The organism is Pseudomonas sp. SST3, from assembly GCF_003325755.1.
The window spans coordinates 1-3398 of the sequence record NZ_QORI02000178.1; the positions used below are offsets into that span (position 1 = coordinate 1).

2 protein-coding genes and 2 pseudogenes are annotated in these 3398 nt (G+C 60.0%); all 4 read left to right on the forward strand.

Annotated features, from left to right (window positions below; genetic code table 11):
* The first annotated feature begins 188 nt into the window (after positions 1–188).
* Positions 189–986 (forward strand): cystine ABC transporter substrate-binding protein, encoded by a 798-nt coding sequence (gene tcyJ, locus DQ405_RS26075; RefSeq protein WP_168426461.1) that lies wholly within the window; start codon positions 189–191, stop codon positions 984–986.
* A complete protein-coding gene (tcyL, locus tag DQ405_RS26080) occupies positions 986–1651 on the forward strand; it encodes a cystine ABC transporter permease (RefSeq protein ID WP_003187646.1) in 666 nt (221 codons plus the stop codon). The genes tcyJ and tcyL overlap by 1 nt, the downstream gene beginning before the upstream one ends.
* 3 nt (positions 1652–1654) lie before the next feature.
* A pseudogene (tcyN, locus tag DQ405_RS26085) lies at positions 1655–2403 on the forward strand (L-cystine ABC transporter ATP-binding protein TcyN).
* A gap of 371 nt (positions 2404–2774) precedes the next feature.
* Positions 2775–3398 (forward strand): annotated as a pseudogene (locus tag DQ405_RS26090) (hypothetical protein); the annotation flags it as partial.

The window sequence follows — 3398 nt, forward strand, 5'->3', positions numbered from 1 at the left end:
GCAAAGCCAGCTGCCACACAAGCCGCGCATATTTCCAAAAAGAATATGAAATTGTATTTTTATTATTTTCAAGACTTAAAAACCCGCTTTATCATCGCGCCGAAGGCGAAGACGCGCTTCGCACTTTAGGGCAGGATACGACTACCGCGTCACCTGCTTCGCTCACCATAAAAACACAGGGGCTCTCCATGACTATTTCCGCATTTCGTCGCACGCTGTTGGTTGGCACTTTGGGCCTGGCGCTTGGCGCTGGCTGGCTGGGCCAGGCGGTTGCCGGCGAGCAGTTGAACACCATCAAAAAGGCCGGCGAGATCAAGATCGGCCTGGAAGGCACCTACCCACCGTTCAGCTTTGTCGATGAAAGCGGCAAGCTCAGCGGTTTCGAAGTGGAATTGTCCGAGGCACTGGCCAAGGAGCTGGGCGTCAAGGTCAAGCTGCAAGCCACGCCATGGGACGGCATCCTTGCCGCGCTGGAATCCAAGCGCCTGGACGCCGTGGTCAACCAGGTGACCATCTCCGAAGAGCGTAAGAAAAAATACGAATTTTCTCCAAGCCTTTACACCGTGTCCGGCATCCAGGCGCTGGTGCTGAAAAAGAACGTCGACTCGATCAAGAAAGCCGACGACCTGGCCGGCAAGAAAGTGGGTGTGGGCCTGGGCACCAACTACGAACAATGGCTCAAGGACAACCAGCCTAAAGCTATTATCAAGACCTACAACGACGACCCGACCAAGTTCCAGGATCTGCGCATCGGCCGCATCGACGCCATCCTGATCGACCGCCTGGCCGCGCTGGAATACGCCAAGAAGGCCCCCGACACCGCCGCTGCCGGCGACGCCTTCTCCCGTCAGGAATCCGGTATCGCCCTGCGCAAAGGCGAGCCTGAATTGCTCGACGCAGTCAACAAGGCTCTGGACAAACTGCGCGCCGACGGCACCTTGAAGACGCTGTCCGAGAAGTACTTCAACGCTGACGTCACTCAATAATGGAAGCAGGTTTCCAACTCGCGCTGGACTCCGCGCCCTTTCTGCTCAAGGGCGCGTACTACACGGTAATCCTCAGCCTCGGCGGGATGTTTTTCGGCCTGTTGCTGGGCTTCGGCCTGGCCTTGATGCGCCTCTCGCGCTTCAAGTTGCTGAGTTGGACGGCTCGGGTCTACGTGTCGTTCTTTCGTGGCACGCCGTTGCTGGTGCAGCTGTTCCTGATCTACTACGGCTTGCCGCAAGTGGGCATCGAGCTGGACCCTATCCCTGCTGCCATGATCGGCTTTTCGCTGAACATGGCTGCCTATGCGTGTGAAATCCTGCGGGCCGCCATCGCCTCCATCGAGCGTGGCCAGTGGGAAGCTGCTGCCAGTATCGGCATGACCCGTGCGCAGACGTTGCGCCGGGCCATCCTGCCCCAGGCGATGCGCACGGCGTTGCCGCCTTTGGGCAACAGCTTTATTTCACTGGTCAAGGACACGGCGCTGGCCGCCACCATCCAAGTGCCCGAGCTGTTCCGCCAGGCCCAACTGGTGTCGGCGCGTACCTTCGAAATTTTCACCATGTATCTGTCCGCGGCCCTGATCTACTGGATCCTGGCGAGCATCCTGGCGCATCTGCAAAATCGTCTGGAAGACCGGGTCAACCGGCATGACCTGGAGTCTTGAAGCATGATCGTGGTTGAAAAACTGACCAAACAATTCAATGGTCAGGTGGTGCTCAACGGCATCGACCTGGAGGTCAAGGAAGGCGAAGTGGTCGCCATCATCGGCCCCAGTGGTTCCGGCAAGACCACCTTCCTGCGCTGCCTGAACTTCCTCGAAGAACCCACCAGCGGCCGTATCAAGGTGGGTGACATCGAGATCGACAGCAGCAGGCCGCTCAACCAGCAACAGGGCCTGGTGCGACGCCTGCGCCAGCATGTGGGCTTTGTGTTCCAGAACTTCAACCTGTTCCCCCACCGCACCGCACTGGAAAACGTCATCGAAGGCCCCATCGTGGTCAAGAAGATGCCACGGGAAGCGGCGGCCGAACTGGGGCGCAAGCTGTTGGCCAGGGTCGGCCTGGCAGGCAAAGAAGCGTCCTACCCAAGGCGGCTGTCCGGCGGCCAGCAACAGCGTGTGGCGATTGCCCGCGCATTGGCCATGGAGCCGGAGGTGATCCTGTTCGACGAACCCACCTCGGCCCTCGACCCGGAACTGGTGGGTGAAGTATTGGCGACCATTCGCAGCCTGGCCGAAGAAAACCGCACCATGGTCATCGTCACGCACGAGATGAGCTTTTGCCCGTGATGTGGCCAACCGGGTGAWTCTTTTTCGACAAGGGCGTGATCGTCGAACAGGGCGAAGCCAAGGCGCTGTTTGCCAACCCCAGGGAAGAACGTACCAAGCAGTTCCTGAGCAAATTCCTCGCCCACTGATGTTCTGTGTGGGAGCTGGCTTGCCTGCGATGCAAGCGCCTCGGTGTAGCAGTCCAACCGGGGTGATCCTATCGCAGGCACGCCAGCTCCCACATAAGCGAGGCCCTACAGGGAGTCGCCATTCCAACCCGTAAAAGACCCCGCCGCCTGCCTCTTGAAATCCCCCTCCCCGTCAGACCCGTCTGAATCTCGCCAAACCCACCGTTTAGCCCTTTGCCTCCATTGACGCTCCCTGGCCAACCCTCTTATCTAGCGCCTTGAGGATTGGATCCTATCCCGGCTACTGACTGAATCGTGCCTTTCGACCCCCCTTGCGCCTGTTCGTCGAGGTTTCGGAACGATTGCTGCTGGCTGCACCAAGGAGATTACTTATGACACACGCTCAAACCTCGGCCACGCTCCGTGCCCCAAGGCTGCCCCAGGCTATTGGAAACGGCATCAGCGCCCTGGCCTCCGCCCACTTGCAAGTCGACATTTCACCCTACCCGAGCATGGAAGAAGGCGACCTGATCGAACTGTTCTGGAACAACTGCTTCGCCGCTCGCGCAAGGTGACGGCGTGCAAGATCGGCACGTGCACCCACCTGTGCGTACCGCAGAGTTTTGTGCAGGACGGACCGGCACGCGTCCACTACCAGGTCTTGCAGATCGGCCATGGCCCGATGCGCTCGGCGGTGACCCTGGTGCGGGTCAAGACCAACTACCCCGGCGGTCAGCCTTCGCCGCCGCCTGAACCCTGAAGGCGGCGATGAAAACCAGAACCTGGCGCCCGTGAACCTGCCCGAGACGATCCGCCGCCATGGCGTCAACAGCAGCCAGGTAAGGCGCGGTATTCCGCTGACCATCGAGCCTTACCTGAACATGAGCACGGGCGATGCCATCACCTTGCGCTGGGGCGATGTACGCCTGGACCTGCCCCGCATTCAGGCTCAAAAGCGTCGGCCTGGCGGTGCAGGTGTGGGTGCCGCCCCACGTGATTGTCGAAGCCGGCGACGA

Coding starts and splice junctions, on each gene's coding strand:
- tcyJ (WP_168426461.1), top strand. CDS start 189: ATGACTATTTCCGCATTTCGTCGCACGCTGTTGGTTGGCACTTTGGGC.
- tcyL (WP_003187646.1), top strand. CDS start 986: ATGGAAGCAGGTTTCCAACTCGCGCTGGACTCCGCGCCCTTTCTGCTC.